11 protein-coding genes are annotated in these 17,481 nt (G+C 38.7%); 4 read left to right on the top strand and 7 right to left on the bottom strand.

What is annotated here, in order from left to right:
* Window positions 1-510: 510 nt before the first annotated feature.
* The 6 genes from ACFIKG_RS02825 to ACFIKG_RS02850 all read right to left on the bottom strand — a co-directional run bounded on the left by ACFIKG_RS02825 (window position 511) and on the right by ACFIKG_RS02850 (window position 8,279).
* The gene (locus tag ACFIKG_RS02825; protein WP_375651712.1) at window positions 511-1,182 is read right to left on the bottom strand and encodes a YdcF family protein; all 672 of its coding nucleotides are present in this window, start codon (window positions 1,180-1,182) and stop codon (window positions 511-513) included.
* 4 nt (window positions 1,183-1,186) lie between these two features.
* Entirely contained in the window at window positions 1,187-2,140 is a 954-nt protein-coding gene (locus ACFIKG_RS02830) for a cell division protein FtsX (RefSeq protein WP_375625217.1), read from the bottom strand.
* A complete protein-coding gene (ftsE, locus tag ACFIKG_RS02835; RefSeq protein ID WP_273723097.1) occupies window positions 2,133-2,792 on the bottom strand; it encodes a cell division ATP-binding protein FtsE in 660 nt (219 codons plus the stop codon). Before ftsE ends, ACFIKG_RS02830 begins: the two co-directional genes overlap by 8 nt.
* Window positions 2,793-3,348: 556 nt before the next feature.
* On the bottom strand, window positions 3,349-5,292 hold the full coding sequence (gene acs / locus ACFIKG_RS02840; protein WP_375651713.1) for an acetate--CoA ligase: 1,944 nt from the start codon (window positions 5,290-5,292) through the stop codon (window positions 3,349-3,351).
* An 883-nt stretch (window positions 5,293-6,175) separates the two neighbouring features.
* A complete protein-coding gene (locus ACFIKG_RS02845; protein WP_375651714.1) occupies window positions 6,176-6,490 on the bottom strand; it encodes a hypothetical protein in 315 nt (104 codons plus the stop codon).
* Between the two features lie 1,099 nt (window positions 6,491-7,589).
* Window positions 7,590-8,279, bottom strand: coding sequence for a YggS family pyridoxal phosphate-dependent enzyme (locus ACFIKG_RS02850; RefSeq protein WP_375651715.1), 690 nt, complete (start codon window positions 8,277-8,279; stop codon window positions 7,590-7,592).
* Window positions 8,280-8,445: 166 nt separating this feature from the next.
* Between ACFIKG_RS02850 and leuS the strand changes: the two genes are divergently transcribed.
* Both leuS and lptE read left to right on the top strand, forming a co-directional pair.
* Complete coding sequence (gene leuS, locus ACFIKG_RS02855) at window positions 8,446-11,088, top strand: leucine--tRNA ligase (RefSeq protein ID WP_375651716.1); 2,643 nt, start codon at window positions 8,446-8,448, stop codon at window positions 11,086-11,088.
* Complete coding sequence (lptE, locus tag ACFIKG_RS02860; protein WP_375651717.1) at window positions 11,075-11,671, top strand: LPS assembly lipoprotein LptE; 597 nt, start codon at window positions 11,075-11,077, stop codon at window positions 11,669-11,671. Before leuS ends, lptE begins: the two co-directional genes overlap by 14 nt.
* Here lptE and fsa read toward each other — a convergent pair.
* Complete coding sequence (gene fsa / locus ACFIKG_RS02865) at window positions 11,668-12,321, bottom strand: fructose-6-phosphate aldolase (protein ID WP_375651718.1); 654 nt, start codon at window positions 12,319-12,321, stop codon at window positions 11,668-11,670. The two genes, lptE and fsa, sit on opposite strands and share 4 nt — an antisense overlap.
* 538 nt (window positions 12,322-12,859) lie before the next feature.
* On the opposite strand from fsa, the gene ACFIKG_RS02870 reads away from it, so the two are divergent.
* Both ACFIKG_RS02870 and ACFIKG_RS02875 read left to right on the top strand, forming a co-directional pair.
* Entirely contained in the window at window positions 12,860-13,096 is a 237-nt protein-coding gene (locus ACFIKG_RS02870; RefSeq protein ID WP_375625223.1) for a hypothetical protein, read from the top strand.
* Window positions 13,097-13,430: 334 nt separating this feature from the next.
* Window positions 13,431-15,626: a primosomal protein N' gene (locus ACFIKG_RS02875; RefSeq protein WP_375651719.1), complete on the top strand. Its 2,196-nt coding sequence runs from the start codon at window positions 13,431-13,433 to the stop codon at window positions 15,624-15,626.
* Window positions 15,627-17,481: the final 1,855 nt, after the last annotated feature.

Genomic DNA, 17,481 nt, shown 5'->3' on the forward strand with positions numbered 1-17,481 from the left:
ATCTAATTATCATAAATTTTCTTATTTTAAACCTATTAAAATTACTTCTTTTCATGTCATATGAGTTTGGTGTGTGCGTGTTTAAGAAAGGCGTAAAGTATGCCTCTTACTAATCATCCCAAGTGGCTTAAGAGCTATCGTAATATTGGGCGGGGCGGTAAAATATAGGATGGGGCGGTTTGTATTTTTTATGAAGCGTAAAGACGGTGGTATCAATAGATCTTTATAACAAGTCTGGAGATCTTATAGTTGTCTGGGAGCTTTATTTACAAGAGCTTATATATTGGGATGGCATGTACAGATTCCGTGCTGTGAGATATGTTTGAGATGTAAGAGATGTCTTTGGGTGAATGTGCAATACAGTGATACGTGTATTGGGGTATTCTGTGTTATATGAGGGTAGCTCTGTCGAGCTTTTATAGAGGCAACCTCGTGTGGAAGGATATGGAAAGAACGGTATGAAGCAGTTCGTGGGTAGCAAGGTTTTTAAAAAAGTCAGAAGGATAAAGATTAGAATGCGGTTCTGATATAGACTTGGAGCGTTTTAATATATTGGAATATGAGAATGCGGATTTGATTGATTTGTTGTATTGCGCTTTCAGCATCGCTCTTTTTAACAGGATAAGCAATGAAATGGATATCAGGCATTAAATACTTAAGTTCTCGCATCGAGCGCCACATATGGTAATCATGGGTGACGATATAAAGGGTCTTATAGTGGTGTTTTTTGATCCAAGCAGCACTTTCTTCGGCGTTTCCTCTGGTGTTAATCGCTTGATGCCCAATGTCAATACAACAGGAGACAAGTCGTGGGCTAATATGCCTGTTATGCATGAAACCTTTCAGATTGGTTGTGCTGTTTACGCCACTGATAAGGAGTCGTGAACCAAGCCCCCTTTGTAAGAGATTAAGTCCTGTCTCTATTCGGTTTTCTCCGCCTGTCAGCACAATGATGGCATCAGCTTTGGGGAGAGGCTTTGGGGGAGAAAGTCGTTCAGTTTTTTCAGAAAAAACAATAAAACCACCCCAGAAAATAAAAACAATGATTGCAAGAGTAAGTGTTGTCGGTGGAAAATAGCAAAATAAAAAGCGCATAGACCAACGATAATGGGGTCGTTTTGGAAGAGGACGTTTTAAATCATTTTGCGTCAATGAGTTGGAATGGTAGGAGTGGTGAGTCATAAAATTAAAATAAACCGTTTTCACATTGATCGATTTTTTTCAGTTGCGCTAAAATAGTCATGCGGTTTGTAAGGGTGGTAAGAAAAGAAACGAAAATAATAAGAAAAATGATTTTTCCGTAAGGAACGGAACTTATGGAAATATGTCCAAACAAAGCTGTTACTTGGCTAGCTTCCACTCTTCCCAAGTTATAATTCGTCCAGAGACAAAAGGCTAAAAACAGAAATATGCTTGTGAGACCACCATATAAAGCACCACGCAGTGCAGTTTTAAAAAAATGCCAGTCAAATTGGCGGGCAATGAAAATAGTTTCAGTACCAAGGAAATATAAGACATTGATAATATGCGCATTTTCTGCCAATGCATTGCGGGTGGTAAAAATGATGGTAAGAATAAGAGAGCCTAGAACCAATGCTAAAATTGAAAAGCCAATGAAAACAGTGGTGTATGCCATGGTCGCAAAACGATGGACCCAAACACGGTGATCATCAAATTGACCTCCTGGAATTTGGGTTTTAATGGCGTGATTAATGGCTGCAAAATTGATTTTTTCATCTCTCTTCAGAGTCACAATGATAAGGCGGGGAAGGGGCAGTTCATTGATATTGAAACCTGTTCCAAGCCATGGCTCCAGTAATTTTTCTGTAGCTTTTTGGTCAACAATTTTTGCATCTTGTACACCAGAAAATGTTTTGACCAATTGTACGGCATCACGGAGAGCTTTGTTGATATCAACATTGTCAATGGGGCGTATTTGTATTGTTGCTTCATAGCTAATCTGATTACTCCAATTTTGGGCGGCACGTTGGACTAAATCAACACCGATTAAGGTGAGGCTTGAAAGAAATGTCATAATAGCAATAACGGCAACCAATGCTTTTCCAGAAATATTACCACTGGGAATAATCGCTGTTGTATTTTTTTTATTGCTTGTAAAAATGGGGAAAGACTTATTCATGAATCGTCATCCGTCCGTTATGGAGAAGCATACGTCGTGCTGCAACTTGTTCCATTAAGGCAATATCATGGGTAGCAATGATCACAGCTGTTCCAAAACGATTTAATTCAATAAACAAACGGAGTAGGCGTTTTGCTAAGGGCGGATCGACATTTCCGGTTGGTTCATCGGCAAGTAGAATTTCAGGTTGATCAATGAGCGCGCGTGCAATGGCTACCCTTTGTTTTTCTCCGCCAGAAAGAACTGGTGGTAAAACATGAATATGATCTCCCAGACCTACCCAACAGAGAAGATCTTCCACTTCACTGCGATAGGTTGCTTCTTCTTGTCCTTTAATGCGTAAAGGTAAGGAGACATTTTCATAAGTGGTCATGTGGTCGAGTAAACGAAAATCTTGAAAAACTACACCGATACGTTGTCGCAGCGCAGGGAGCTCTTGCCGTTTGAGTAATGCTGTGTCTGTTCCAAATAAATCAATATGACCGCGGGTGGGTTTGAGTGCCAAAAACATAAGACGCATCAACGACGTTTTCCCTGCTCCAGAGGCGCCAGTGAGAAATTGAAATGATCCAGGAGGAATATGAAAGCTAATATCACGAAGGACCTCAGGTCCCATTCCATAGCGTAGACCGACATTTTCAAAATGAATCACTTTTTATTATTACTCCTGATTTTATATTGCATCATTTATTCTAAGAACTCTTACTTTCATTACTTTAGATTTTTGTTTTAAGCTTGTTTATTTTAGATTTCATGGTTTTCAATATTTTTTATACACCCTCGTTATAGATAAATATTTTTGCTCAAGAATATTATCACGTATACTTTCTCTTTTTAGCTTTATTTATGATTTTAGCAGGAATTTCAAAGTGATTCTAGCATAAACATCAGAACTATTTTTCCTTCTTTCTCAGAGGCTTTTTTGCATTGAGTGGGTACTGGGCGATTTTAAAAAGCTATGTTGCTCTTTTTATCTTACTTTCTTATTCTTATCTGTATTCATATTCCAATCTTGGTATCTTCCAATCTTGAAGTTTTTTCTTCAATTGTTTCTGATTTGTTATGAAGAAAGGCGTTTGTTGTTAGAGTTGTTGAGCTTCCCATGAATTGTTTTGTTTTTTATTCTCATCGGTGGTTTTCGTAACAATGCTGAGATAATTTTAGCAAAAAACAAAAACCACCGTATGTTATATTTCTTCGTGGGTTCTTTAGTTTTGTCGGTTAGCAATCAGATCTTCAACAACTTGTGGTTCGGCAAGAGTTGAGATATCTCCGAGAGTATCAAAATCGTTTTCGGCAATTTTTCGTAAAATACGTCTCATAATTTTTCCTGATCGCGTTTTGGGAAGCTGTGGGGCAAATTGAATTTTATCCAATATGGCAATGGAGCCTATTTCTTGTCTTACATGTTTAATAAGCTCTTTTTGCAACTCTTCACTTGGAGCTGTCCCTTCCATTAAGGTGATAAAACTATAAATTCCTTGTCCTTTAATGGGATGCGGGTAACCCACAATGGCAGCTTCTGATACAGCGGGATGAGAAACAAGGGCTGATTCAATTTCAGCAGTTCCTAACCTGTGCCCCGAGACATTGAGTATGTCATCAACCCGCCCTGTAATCCAGTAATAGCCGTCACTATCGCGCCTACAACCATCGCCTGTAAAATATCTTCCTTTATAGGAGGAAAAATAAGTTTGAATAAAGCGCTCATGATCTTTATAAAGCGTGCGCATTTGTCCTGGCCATGAATCACTGATACAAAGATTGCCTTCTGCTTCACCTTCTAAAATATTGCCTTGGGCATCAACAATTTGGGGTTGAACACCAAAAAAAGGACGTGTGGCCGATCCTGCTTTGAGGGGGGTTGCACCAGGCAAGGGCGTGATCATATGCCCTCCTGTTTCCGTTTGCCACCATGTATCGAGAATCGGACAACGGTCATTTCCAACTGTATGATAAAACCATTCCCATGCTTCTGGGTTAATCGGTTCTCCTACCGTGCCTAAAAGACGCAACGATGTCCTGTTTGAGTGTTCAACAAACGAATTTCCTGCTCCCATCAAGGCGCGGATAGCTGTTGGTGCGGTATAGAGTGTATTAACTTGGTGTTTGTCAACAATTTCCCAAAATCTTCCTTTGTCAGGAAAGGTTGGTGTGCCTTCAAACATTAAAGTAGTCGCACTATTGCATAAAGGTCCATAAACCAAGTAAGAATGACCGGTTATCCAACCAATATCAGCCGTGCACCAGTAAACTTCATCGGGATGGTAATCAAAAACGTATTGATGTGTCATCGCGGCATAAACAAGATAGCCCGCTGTGGTATGCAAAACGCCTTTGGGTTTGCCGGTGGAGCCTGAAGTATAAAGAATAAAAAGTGGATCTTCAGCGTTCATTGGTTCTGCTGGGCAATCTGTTTTGGCATGAGTTATCTCTTCATGGTACCAAAAATCACGCCCCTCTATCCATTGAATGGGTCCACAAGTCCGCCGTATAACCATGACTTGGTCTACATGTACGTTTTGGCGTGCTGCTATCTCAATAGCATGATCAACATTGTCTTTTAAGTTGATCCGTTTGCCGCCACGCAAGCCGTGATCAGCGGTAATGATGAAGGTTGATTCGCAGTCAACAAGGCGTCCTGCTATTGCCTCAGCAGAAAAGCCAGCAAAGATAACCGAATGAACAGCACCAATGCGGGCACACGCGAGCATAGCATAGGCTGCTTCGGGTATCATGGGAAGATAAATGGTTACTTTATCGCCTTTCTTAATGCCACGACTTTTCAAAAGATTGGCAAAACGACAAACATGTTCATAAAGCTCGTTATAGGTTATTTTTTTATCATGATAAGGATTATCTCCTTCCCAAATAAGCGCGATTTTGTCTCCATGGGTTTTCAGGTGGCGATCAATGCAATTATAGGCAACATTTGTTATCCCATCTTCGTACCATTGAATGGAGACATCTCCGTTAAAAGAAGTGTTTTTTACTTTTGTAAAAGGTTTAAACCATTCAATGCGTTGACCATGTTTGGCCCAGAAGCTTTCTGGATCATCGATGCTTTCTCGATACCATTGTTGATAAGTTTCCTCGTCGAGCAAAGTATTTTTTTTGATCTCTTCTGATACTGGATAGATTTTTTCAGTCATGTTTCCCTCTTTTTATTTTTTAGAAAAATCAGCCATTGTATTTTTATATTTGTGGCAGAGTCGTCCCTAAAGCTTTTCATTGTGAGGTTAGACTAAATGACAAAGATTGGAATAGTCAATTTTTAAAATCTGATGTGATGATATTAAAGAGGGTATTCTATGCTTTTAGGATACTCAAATGTGGCAAAACCTATTGCGGTATAGAGCTTTTTATAAACGCATAAAGACATTTTAAAAATGTCTATTATAAAATATTTTTTATAAGTTGATATAAACCAATATCGTTAAATAAAAGACTCATAAGAAAGAATGTACAGTTTATTAATAATGACTTTTTTAGAGAATCTTCCCAATTGTAATAAATAAACTTATAATAAAAAATATATATAAAACCAGAAAAAAACGTTGCTATAAGCGATTCAATAATTTTATGAGTAAAATCTGTGATTATAAATGATAATTTCTCATTAATAGCACCATAGCTACTTTATTCAGTGTACTTGGGACTCATCCAATAAATATTAATATAAACCGAAGTATCTACACAAAATATCAGAAATAATGAACAGAATTACTGTATATAATGTTGATTTTATAGATACTTTCCAACTGTAACCACCAATTTTTTTAAAACCAATAGCATATATAGGGATGAATACAATGAGAATGCAAAACAGTCTTATGATTTCATAAAGAATATTCATTATAACAAAATCCTGATTATAAGATGTGATCCACAATAGATATCTCCGAAAACTATTTTGTCCACAGATGTAGATATTTAATTTTGGTATATTCTTTCGAATATATTTACAGAATTATTTATCTTCAGAGATATCTTTGTAGCTACTTTTTATAAATTAGAACCAACAATTCTTATAAATTAGAACCAATAATTCCAAGCTGACTGTCCAAAGCCATAAATAGCGCCTCCAATGAGTCCCCCTCCCAAACCTACAGTTCCACCTGTAAGAGCACCTCCTAGTCCTCCAAACAGAGCTCCCCCTGCTGCTCCTGTTAGCCCTCCCTGAACTCCTAGTGTAGAGGCGTGTGAAATCATGTTATTAGCAAAACCATTAAAGCTACATGCATTTCCATGAGTATGTTTTGATATTCCATGAAAAGGTCTTGAATTGTGCGAATGACCAAAAGAAGGCTTTGTCACCATATGACCGAATGTGTTGAATGAACCAAACATATTAATTCTCCTTAATTATCCACATTAAAAGTAGTATCATAATGATACATTTGAAATGGCTATCGCGTATTTTTAGAAAAATGTAAAATATAAACTTTAAAAATGGCAATAAAATACTGTATAAATAATAACTATATTATGTATATGAAATATTATTCTTTATAATATAATAATATTATTTATAATATTTTTAAACACAAGAAATGACACCATATTTTTTATTAATTAAAGTTTAAAATTAGAAAAATGTGCATCTGAAAAAATTGGTGTTTTTCTCTTTGTTTATGAGAACGATAAAGAAATATCGTTATTGAAATCGGTTTCATTGCCATTGTTTTGCCTGCATGTATTATGTGCATATGAACGGGATTCGTTCTTTTATTTTTCAGGCGAATATTGACCGTATTTTACGCTTTGTAGAGCATAGAAAGTCTTTATGCTATTGTTGGACCTTATAGATTGCTATTCATGTTGTTTAGCGCAGCTCTTGGTGCTCTATTGGGCAATTGAGATGTTTATTTTTCTCAAGTGGCTTACATGAAAGAGTTTTGTTACTGTATTATGCAGCCATAAGCCTCTTTTTGCCTGCTTTACGCCATTGGCATGTGGGGAAATTGTTTACGCGTGTTGGAGAAGTTAAGAGAATTCGTGGTTTTTAATGGAAATCATTGCGATAATCGTATTAAATATTCTTTTGTAATTATTTATTTCGCGATAGTTTTTTCATGAATGCGCAACGCTTCTCTTATCATTTTGCCTTTATATAAGGATTTATTTTTTACGTTGCTTTTGCTGGAGAGGCGGTCAGAGGGGAGGTGAAGTAGAGCCAATATGCGAGAATATGAGAGCCAAATTGCAATGCTATCTTAAATCTATTGTACGTGTTGTGGATGTGCTGGTGAGAAATTTGAGAAGATCAGCTTTTTTGCTTATTTTGCTAACAGGATGAAAGAGGGACTGGAATCTTTTTTGCTAGAATTGCTCTTATTGATATTGAAGGAAATATTTTTTCTCATTTCTGTTGTTTTTGGCTTGTTCGTAGAATTTTCAATGGGAATTTATATGAAGGGGGAATGAATTTATATGAGAGGAAATTGCTTTACACAGGGCGTTTTCCAAATAAAGCGGAGCCAATGCGAAGGACGTTAGAGCCAAACTGTAGAGCGGTTTTGAAGTCACTGGACATACCCATGGAAAGCTTTGGAAGACCTGCTTGTTTTGCTAATTTTGCTAAGAGCGCGAAATAGGGTCCGGGGTTTTCATCGACAGGGGGGATGCCCATAAGACCGATGATATCAAGTCCATAGTTGTTTTTGCATTGGTTGACAAAAGATGTCGCTTCTTGTGGTGCGATACCACTTTTTTGCGGTTCTAAGCCAATGTTAACCTGAACATAGCAAGGAAGATGCCTTTTTTGTTTTTCCATTTCTTCAGATAAGCTTTTTGCTATTTTTTCACGGTCAACCGTTTGAATAACATCAAAAAGTTTGACCGCCTCTGCTGTTTTATTTGATTGTAGGGGACCGATGAGATGAAGCTTAATATTTTCAAATTGTTGACGTAACCCGAGCCATTTTTGTGCCGCTTCTTGTACGCGGTTTTCTGCAAACAAAGATTGGCCTGCTTGTAAAAGGGGACGTATATCAGCGGCAGAAACAGTTTTTGAAACAGCGATAAGTTCAATTTCTTCTACGGGGCGTTGTAGCTCTTGACATGTTTCAGCAATGTCTTTTTGAAGGTTTTGCCATGCTTCAATGGAAGGGGCATTGAGGGGCGTTTGTGTATTCATATTTTTGTGCTTTACCTTTTTTGTTCAAGAGTTGGTCGTTTTTTTAAAAGTTTTATAAAATACTTAGGGAAATATTTCACGAAAATGTTGACGATGAGCTTAATCCATGGTCAAGCATAATAAAACAAGTTTTTTGGTTCAGTTTTATTAAAAGAGTATAATGGGAATGACGATTGAACATTATAATATAGGCGAACGCTATAATCCACGTGCGAGAGAAAAAAAATGGCAAGAAATTTGGGATGAAAAGAAAATTTTTCAGACTGTTCAAGAAGATGCTCGTGAAAAATATTATGTTTTAGAAATGTTTCCTTATCCGTCAGGCCGCATTCACATGGGGCATGTGCGCAATTATGCCATGGGGGATGTGGTGGCACGCTATAAAAGGGCAATGGGTTTTAATGTGCTTCATCCTATGGGGTGGGATGCTTTTGGTATGCCGGCTGAGAATGCTGCTCTGCAAAGTAAAGTGCATCCTAAAACTTGGACTTATCAAAATATTGCTGTAATGCGCGGGCAATTAAAGCAATTAGGGCTCTCTTTAGATTGGACGCGTGAATTTGCGACTTGTGATGTGGAATATTACCATCGTCAACAAATGTTGTTCCTTGATTTCTATCAAAAGGGGTTGGTTGCACGTAAAGTGGCTAAGGTGAATTGGGACCCTGTTGACCACACCGTTTTGGCCAATGAGCAGGTTGTTGATGGGCGGGGTTGGCGTTCTGGTGCGTTGGTGGAACAGCGTGAATTGACGCAGTGGTTTTTCAAAATTAGCGACTTTAGTGAAGAGCTCTTGGCTGGGCTTGAAGAGCTGGAGCAGTGGCCCGAAAAAGTTCGCACTATGCAGAAAAATTGGATTGGAAAATCACAAGGTTTGCTGATTCGTTGGGCTTTAAAGTCGGCGGGTGGTGTTGATGATGTTTGTGAGAAATTTGATGAGGTTGTTTGTTATTCAACGCGTCCTGATACACTGTTTGGCGCTTCCTTTTTGGCTCTGTCTGTTGATCATCCTATTGCACAAGCTTTGGCAAAAAAAGACAAAGCGTTGAGTGCTTTTATTGAAAATTGTCGGTGTGGTGGGACGACAACAGCAGCACTTGAAACAGCTGAAAAACAAGGATTTCTTACGCCCCTTTTGGCAGTTCATCCTTTTGATTCAACAGTACATATTCCTGTTTATATCGCTAATTTTGTGCTCATGGATTATGGAACAGGGGTTGTTTTTGGTTGTCCGGCTCATGATCAGAGAGATTTTGATTTTGCGCGTAAATATGATCTTCCAATAAAACCGGTGGTTTTGCCAAAAGGAGAGCAAGCAGAAGATTTTGTCATTGCTGAAACAGCTTATACGGGTGATGGTGTGATGATCAACTCCAGCTTTTTGGATGGTTTGACACCTCAACAAGCTTTTGAAGAAGCAGCCAAAAGGCTTGAAGAACAAATGCTCAATGGGCAACCGCAAGGGAAAAAAACAGTGCAATTTCGTTTGCGTGATTGGGGGATTTCGCGGCAACGTTATTGGGGGTGCCCCATTCCGATGATCCATTGTACATCTTGCGGAGTGATTCCAGTGCCACGTACCGATTTACCGGTTGTGTTGCCTGATGATGTTACTTTTGATCAACCTGGAAATCCTCTTGCACGGCATGAAAGATGGCAGAATGTTACTTGTCCTTCCTGTGGTCAACCTGCCAAACGTGAAACCGATACTATGGATACATTTGTTGACTCTTCTTGGTATTATGCACGCTTTACGGCTCCTTTTGCGCAGGAACCTGTCGACAAACAAGCAATCTCTGAATGGTTGCCTGTGCAACAATATATTGGTGGAATTGAGCATGCCATTCTTCATCTTCTTTATGCACGCTTTTTTATGCGTGCCATGAAATTGATCGGCCATGCGACTGTTGATGAGCCTTTTAAGGGGCTTTTTACCCAAGGTATGGTGGTTCATGAAACCTATCGAGATGATCAAGGGTGGGTTTCTCCAGCAGAAATTTCCATTGTTGAAAAGGATGGAAAACGACAGGCTTATAAATTGACTGATCAAAGTGAAGTGATGATTGGTTCGATTGAAAAAATGTCGAAATCCAAAAAGAATGTCGTTGATCCTGATGATATTATCGCATCCTATGGCGCGGATACTGTGCGTTGGTTTGTGTTGTCAGATTCTCCTCCTGATCGGGATGTCATCTGGACAGAATCTGGTGTTGAAGGAGCCCATCGCTTTGTACAGCGTGTTTGGCGCCATGTGGCTTTGAGTGCTTCTGTTTTAAAGGATGTGGCGCCTTGTGCAGGGCATCAGGGGGCAGCTTTGGAACTCTCAAAAGCTGCACATCGCACGCTTTGCGCTGTAGAAGATGATTTGGAAAAATTTGCTTTTAATCGGGCTATTGCACGCCTTTATGAATTCTTGAATATTATGGCACCGTTGCTCAACAAGATAGCAAGTGTTGACGATGAAATGAAAGCTTCTTTACGTCAAGCCATGGATTTTTTTCTTGCCATGATTGCACCGATGATGCCTCATTTAGCAGAAGAATGTCATGCTGCTTTAGGGGGAAAAACTTTAATGTCTGCGCTTGCTTGGCCTGTTTATGACAGCGCGTTAATCGTTGCGGAATGCTATACTTTGCCAGTACAAATTAATGGTAAGAAACGCGGTGAGGTGAGCGTTGCAGCAACAGCAAATGAAACGATGATTAAAGAAGCGGTTTTGGCTTTAGATTTTGTAAAGGCACAGCTGGTTGAAAAGCCTGTGAAAAAAATCATTATTGTTCCACAAAGGATTGTGAATGTCGTTTTTTAAAAGTTTGATTCTTGTCGTTTTAGCTGGTGTATTCACACTGTTGTGTGGATGCAAAGTTGAACCGCTTTATCGTCAAGAATTGCAGAGTGCAATGACAATGGATTCTGCTTCTTATGGGAATCTTGTTTCTGGGCAAGCTTCTTTGGGGCTTGCGCAAAAGCTTGCTTCTATTGTTGTGGAAGAGCCTTCGGATCGTTTTGGTCAAATGGTGCGCAATCATCTGCTTTTTCTTTTGTATGGAAATGGTGCTAAACCTTCTCTACCTGCTTATCGATTGGCATTGCAGATATCTGTATCTACAAGAGAATCTATGCAGATAGAGGTTGATTTCGAGAAAAAACGAAAAGGACGACCTTCTGTTGGAACTGTTATGAGCAGAGCTTCTTATACTTTGCAGGATATGAAAAATACTCTTGTTGCAAAAGGAACAGCAATGATGAATGCATCTTTTGACCGACTTCGTCAAGAATATGCAACGATGCAAGCAGAAGAAGATGCAAAAAAACGGGTTGCTGAAGAGTTGGCTGAACAGATTTTTTTGTTACTTTCAAAAGATCTTTCCAATAAAAACTCTAGATATTAAGCAATATTTTGTCCTGTTTTTTTCCAGTCGTTGAGAAATATTTGCAACCCTTTATCAGTGAGAGGGTGTTTGACCAGTGCTTTTAAGATTGCTGGTGGAACTGTTGCAACGTCAGCACCACTGAGTGCTGCTTCTTTGACATGATTAACGGTGCGGATTGAAGCGGCCAAGATTTGTGTTTCAAAGTTATAGTTATCATAAATTGTGCGAATTTCATGAAGCAGTTCACTTCCATCATTTCCACAATCATCCAGTCTACCAATAAAAGGTGAAACGAATGTTGCGCCTGCTTTGGCAGCAAGTAAGGCTTGATTGGCAGAAAAACAAAGTGTGAGATTTGTTTTTAGTCCTTCTTTTGTGAGGGCTTTACAGGCTTTTAATCCATCGAATGTTAAAGGAAGCTTGATACAAATATTGTCGGCAATCTTTGCTAAAACAGCCGCTTCTTTCATCATGCTTTCAAATTCCGTTGCTGCAACTTCAGCAGAAACAGGTCCGCTAACGAGAGCACAAATTTCTTTTGTAACATCAAGAATATTGCGTCCTGATTTTAGGATAAGAGAGGGATTGGTGGTGACACCATCAACAAGGCTTAAATTCTGTAACTCTTGAATTTCTTCAATATTGGCGCTATCCACAAAAAACTTCATATCTAACCTCTTCTTTTTAGCTTTTATCCTATTTTTTGTTATGCGCTATTGTTGACTGCAAAAGCAAGAGAAAGAATTAATCTCTGTATAAAGAACAAGAATGCTATGATGTTAACCATGTACCCATTTTATATCGTTGCTCTTGATAAGGCATAGGGCTCATTGCGTACCAACATTTTTGCGTATTGGAATCTTTGCGTAGCGGTATTTTTATACTTATGAAAATAAGCTAGCATTATCACACACTTTGCTCATTTCCTATTTGCGATTGCTCTTGATATTTGAGAGAGCATCATAAGATACCTCCTTTTTTCAGGGGGGTACGTTTAACCTCATTTTTGATAGAAGTGAATGGATTTATTTTATCGTAAAACACCATTGAAGAAGGCATGTAAATTTTACATATGAAGTGTTTTTTTATGGTCAATACATTGATTTATTCTGTGTTACCCATTCTTCAACAATACGCTTTTGTGCTACTTGTATTGTTGCTTGATTCTCAATCAAGCTGAAAGATGTAGGCACGTGTTTTCACTTTTTGGCACAAAGCCAAGGTGAATATTGTAACGGTTCCATTTGCAATACTATTCTCCCTGTAATTCAAATCATAGGAGACTCTCTCATTGATAAGGATTTACAAATGTTCCTCGATGAGTTTGAAATGAGAAAAATTCATCGTACTGATGGTTTTTATTACAATAGGTATAATGATGATTATATTTTTATAAATCAGTTTGTTGAAGATAAATTGAGATATGAAGCGGTAAAAAAATAAACGTGTGTGTTGGGAAGAAGTTACACTATGGGATCGCTTTGTTGAAGAGCGCACTGACGATATCATGTTGAATGCTTAATAGTGATGCGCTTTATTTGCACAGAAGAAAGGCGCTAGTTTTTTTGCTATAAAGTTTTTTGTTATAGAGGATGAGATTGGTTCTTTTATTGACACTTTGGTGATGGAATGAGTGTTAAAAAGAATTCTTTTGAGAAAAGTGTTGTGATAGGGGGGATTGAATCCTGTAATGAATTTTATAAGAGTGTTTAAAGATAAGGTTTAGACCTGTTGGTGTTTAAGAGGTCGTAGATTGGTTTAAAAGATGAATTCAAACATGATAGAGGAAAAGATTGTATCCGTATTGGTTCCTCTTCCTGTTGCTCACGCTTATAGTTATAAAGTTCCATCTTCTATGGAGGTGAATGTTGGTTCCTTTGTTCGGGTTCCGGTGATGGGGCGTGAGCTTTGCGGTTTTGTTGTGGATGTTGGAGAGAAGGCAGCCGATGGGCAAAGGTCTGGTTCGGTGGCGCGTGAAAAATTACGCTCTTTGCTTCATGTTTTTGATTGTCCCCCCTTAAAGGCAGAAATGATCACATTTTTGCGTTTTGTTAGTCGCTATACAATGGCGCCTTTTGGTCTTGTGGCGCGATTGGTTTTGTCTGTACCGGCTGCTTTAGAGCCGGAAGCGCAGATGCTGGGTTTGCGATATTGTGGTGGAAATGTAGAACGTCTCACACCAGCGCGATTACGGGTTTTGGAATTGGTGCGTAATGAGAAGATATGGACACGTTCTGGTCTTGCGCATGCGGCTGGAACTTCGGTTTCTGTTGTTGAAGGTTTAAAAGCGCTAGGGGTTTTTGAAGATATTATAGTTCCTGCTCCTGATCTTGTGGCAATGCCTGATCCTGACTTTTGTCCTCCTCAGTTGCAGGGAGCGCAAAATGAAGCAGCAACAATATTGCGGGAAGGTGTTTTATCTTCTCAGTTTCAAGTTTTTTTGCTTGATGGTGTTACGGGATCAGGAAAGACAGAGGTTTATTTTGAAGCGGTCGCTCAAGCCTTCAAAGGGGGCAAGCAGGTTTTAATTTTATTGCCGGAAATTGCTTTAACACAGCAGTTTTTAGATCGTTTTTATGCACGCTTTGGAGCTGCAGCAGCAGAATGGCATTCTGATTTGACGCCACGTCGTAGAGAACGTGTCTGGCGGCAAGTTGCAGAAGGGCGGGTGCGTGTTGTTGCGGGGGCTCGTTCAGCGCTTTTTCTTCCCTTTCATGAGCTTGGCTTGATTGTTGTTGATGAAGAACATGATAGCGCTTATAAACAAGAAGAGCGCATTTTTTACCATGCGCGTGATATGGCTGTTGCTCGGGGCTCTTTTGAGCATTTTCCTGTTATTTTATCTTCAGCAACACCGTCGATTGAAAGCCAAGCTAATGTTTTAAAAGGGCGTTATAAAAAGGTGCATTTACCTTCCCGTTTTAAAGAAGTAGCACTTCCACAGTTGCGGGTGGTTGATATGCGCCAAGGAGGGGTGCAAAAGGGGCGCTTTATTTCCTTTGCTCTTGAAAGGGCTTTAAAACAAACGCTTGATAAGGGCGAACAAGCTCTTCTTTTTCTTAATCGTCGTGGTTATGCACCTTTAACTTTATGCCGAATTTGCGGACATCGTTTTCATTGTACTGATTGTTCAAGTTGGTTGGTAGAACATCGTGCGCAAGGGCAATTGAAATGTCATCATTGTGGGTATCATGAACCACTTCCTCAAGCCTGTCCTGAATGTGGGACATTAGATCATCTCGTGGCTTGTGGACCGGGTGTGGAAAGAATTGCAGAAGAAACACAAATGCTTTTTCCTCAAGCGCGATCATTGATTCTTTCAACAGATCTCAAAGGAGGGATTGGGCAATTGCGAAGCGAATTACAAGCCATTGCAAATGGCGATGTGGACATTATTATTGGAACACAGTTGGTCGCTAAAGGACATCATTTTCCCAAGCTCTCTCTGGTTGGCGTTATTGATGCTGATCTTGGTCTTGCCAATGGCGATTTACGCGCAAGTGAACGTACCTATCAGCTGCTTTCTCAAGTTACCGGAAGAGCAGGGCGTGTGGGATTGGAAAGCTTAGGATTATTGCAAACTTATCAACCAGATCATCCTGTCATCAAAGCCCTACTTTCATGTCAGCCAGAAGATTTTTACACACGTGAGATTACAGCGCGTCAGCATTATCATTTGCCTCCCTATGGGCGGCTTGCCTCTTTGATTGTGTCTGCACAACAGCGCCAAGCAGCAGAACATTATGCGCGCGCATTGCGTCAAGCAGCGCCACGGGAAAAAAATATCTCGGTTATGGGACCAGCAGAAGCGCCTTTGGCTTTGGTTCGGGGGCGTTATCGTTTTCGGCTTTTGCTGCAAGGACAGCGCTCCTTTGATATACAAGGGTTTATACGTGCAATGCTTAGTGGTACACCCAAAATGCCCAGTTCTGTTCGGGTTCAAATTGATATTGATCCGCAAAGTTTTTTCTAAAACCAGTATCGCATAAAGTGAAGGTCTCTTTGCTTAAGATGCTTTACTTTAATATTATATATTTCAGAATAAGCATCCTAGCAGCAGAATATGATACATGTGCATTGCATTAAGCAGAGCTACGGGAAAAAATATCTTTGTTATGGAACCAGCAGAAGCGTCTCTATTATTCGAGGACACTATCATTTCGGCTTTTACTCCTTTTTTGTTTTAGGGACAGTACCCTTTTGATAGGCGGATTCTTTTTATAAGGGCGGATTATAGGGTCTGAAAATGCTTAGCTGTACACCCAAAATATCCAATTTTATACGGGTTCAAATTGATATTTATCTATGCTTTTTCTAAAATCAGTGCAATATAGTGCCATATAATATAGTGCCGTATAAAGTGAAGCTACGTGGGCTTAATGAAGGTCGTGTTTTTGATATTATTTGACCTTAAAACCTTATGCAGCAGCGTTCATAAGATGTATCAGCGCTGTACGAGTCGTACTTGCTTTTGTATGTTAGATTAGGGCGAGAGTATTGCATATATCTATTTTATTTATCTTTGACGAGCACACAGACTCATTTGGGAGCGTAAAGGTTAAAATGAGCATTTATCGTTGTCGTCCTTATTTATGGCTCTAGAATTTTCAAAAGCGCCCATAATTATAATTTTATAAATAATAACATATTGATTTATAGTGATAATATGCCGTTATTCGCTTTAGAAGCTCAACTATTTTAGGATTCTCTTATTTCAAATCTGTTTATATTGATCAATCAAAACCATTCGTTTGCATGTTACAGATGGGGGGAGCCTGTGTCGAGTGAAACTATATAAGAAAGGACTAAAATACCTCATCATCTCAAGTGTTAAGGGCTGTCGTAAAATTGGGAGATGGCAAAGTATGTGATGGTGCCAGCTTGTTCTTTCATAAGTGTGAAGATGAGGTTGCTCAATGGAGTTATCATTATAGCATTTATGGGTGCTGTCGTGAAATAGAGATTCTCCATTGTTTCATGCTTTTGTTACTTTCGTTCTCTAATGGGGGCACATTTTTCATGTAAAGCAGAACGTCCAAAACGGAATATTACAGAACATCTATTGTATTACTGTATTCATATGCTTGTTTAAACAAATGTTTTTCAGCATGCTCGAATTCATTTTACGATGTTTCTCGAGTGTAGAATGTAAAAGCTTTTATGAATGAAAACACCGCGTTAAGCCTCCGCATCTTTATTTTATAAAGGTATAAAATGGCGCTATTTATTATTCAGCTTTTAGGATTACGAAAGCTTTTGGTACTTGAGAGCGTTTATACGAGGTGTTTTTTTTAATCATTTCCTTTTTTGTTTGTGATGGAGCAAGGGAGTGATTTTGATAAAAAGATTTGAAATAAGAGAATCTTTCGATGTTTGGGGCTCATCTGGTATGAAAAATGATATATTATCATTATAAATCAATATGTTGTATACTTAAAGAGTGTGTTTACAAGAAAATATACTTGGTGAATTTTTTTAAAAGGAGTGGGTATTTGAAGAAAAAAGATCAATTTTTTCTTTAATTTTTAGGAGGATATTCATTACTTTTTTTCTTATCAGTTTGCAATAATAGACTTTTTCAGTCGCATTCGCATCTCGTTAAAGGTCTTGTGGTGATAAAGGGAGTGTTTTTTAGAGAAGAAGTATTTTATTATGGTGGCAAGGGCATTTGAAGAAAAATCAAAGAGAGTGAAAAAATCGCTCAGAGAATGTCAAAAAGAGGCATAAAAAAACTGTGTTGCCATCTTGTATATCTAAAAAAAATTCTTTTCAAAAATATTTTGAATATTTTATTAAAATTTTTAAAAAGCAGCGATTTGTGGTGTTGC

The sequence above is a fragment of the Bartonella sp. LB28NMGDW genome, from assembly GCF_042194435.1.
Lineage (GTDB): Bacteria > Pseudomonadota > Alphaproteobacteria > Rhizobiales > Rhizobiaceae > Bartonella > Bartonella grahamii.

Bases quoted from the DNA above. Each gene is read 5' to 3' on its own strand.
- ACFIKG_RS02825 (WP_375651712.1), bottom strand. From the start codon at position 1,182: ATGACTCACCACTCCTACCATTCCAACTCATTGACGCAAAATGATTTA.
- ACFIKG_RS02830 (WP_375625217.1), bottom strand. From the start codon at position 2,140: ATGAATAAGTCTTTCCCCATTTTTACAAGCAATAAAAAAAATACAACA.
- acs (WP_375651713.1), bottom strand. From the start codon at position 5,292: ATGACTGAAAAAATCTATCCAGTATCAGAAGAGATCAAAAAAAATACT.
- ACFIKG_RS02845 (WP_375651714.1), bottom strand. From the start codon at position 6,490: ATGTTTGGTTCATTCAACACATTCGGTCATATGGTGACAAAGCCTTCT.
- ACFIKG_RS02850 (WP_375651715.1), bottom strand. From the start codon at position 8,279: ATGAATACACAAACGCCCCTCAATGCCCCTTCCATTGAAGCATGGCAA.
- leuS (WP_375651716.1), top strand. From the start codon at position 8,446: ATGACGATTGAACATTATAATATAGGCGAACGCTATAATCCACGTGCG.
- lptE (WP_375651717.1), top strand. From the start codon at position 11,075: ATGTCGTTTTTTAAAAGTTTGATTCTTGTCGTTTTAGCTGGTGTATTC.
- fsa (WP_375651718.1), bottom strand. From the start codon at position 12,321: ATGAAGTTTTTTGTGGATAGCGCCAATATTGAAGAAATTCAAGAGTTA.
- ACFIKG_RS02875 (WP_375651719.1), top strand. From the start codon at position 13,431: ATGATAGAGGAAAAGATTGTATCCGTATTGGTTCCTCTTCCTGTTGCT.